The sequence below is a fragment of the Methylobacterium nigriterrae genome, from assembly GCF_037106235.1.
Classification (GTDB): Bacteria; Pseudomonadota; Alphaproteobacteria; order Rhizobiales; family Beijerinckiaceae; genus Methylobacterium; species Methylobacterium nigriterrae.
In genome coordinates this window covers 1-478 of the sequence record NZ_JBAWTG010000536.1, presented here as the reverse complement: position 1 = coordinate 478, position 478 = coordinate 1, and the positions used below count along the sequence as shown (strand labels likewise).

At 70.1% G+C, this 478-nt stretch carries 1 protein-coding gene; it reads left to right on the top strand.

All coding sequences use genetic code 11. The features are described from left to right. Positions 1-478, top strand: a 478-nt coding sequence (locus WDW90_RS38125) for a response regulator (RefSeq protein ID WP_336492873.1), incomplete at both ends; no start/stop codon positions are given.

Genomic DNA, 478 nt, shown 5'->3' with positions numbered 1-478 from the left:
GGTCGGTCGCGGCGAGACGCTGGTTCTGGAGTACCGCATCCTGCGCGCCTCGGACCACGCGGTGCGCCGCATCCGCGACACCTTCTTCCCGATCCCGGGCATTGACGGACGGAGCCGGTCAGCGGGCGGGATCGCGCAGGATGTCACCATCGACACTGGCCTGCGCGCCTACGTGGTCGCGGTTGGGGGCGACGCCCGGCGCAGCCTCGTCGATGCCCTGCAGTCCGGCGGGTACGAGGTGCAGGCCTTTGTGAGCGGGCAGGCCCTCCTCAAGATGGCGGTCTCGCTGATGTCCGGCTGCGTCGTGCTCGACCTGGAGGAGGCCGGCAGCTTGGGGGTCGCGAGTGAGCTGAAACCCTCACGCTCGCACCTGCCCGTCGTGGCGGTCGGTGCGAGCAATGGCGACGTCGGCTTCGGGGTACGCGCCATGAAGGCGGGAGCCGTCGATTTCCTCGAAGCCCCCTGGACACCGGAGGTG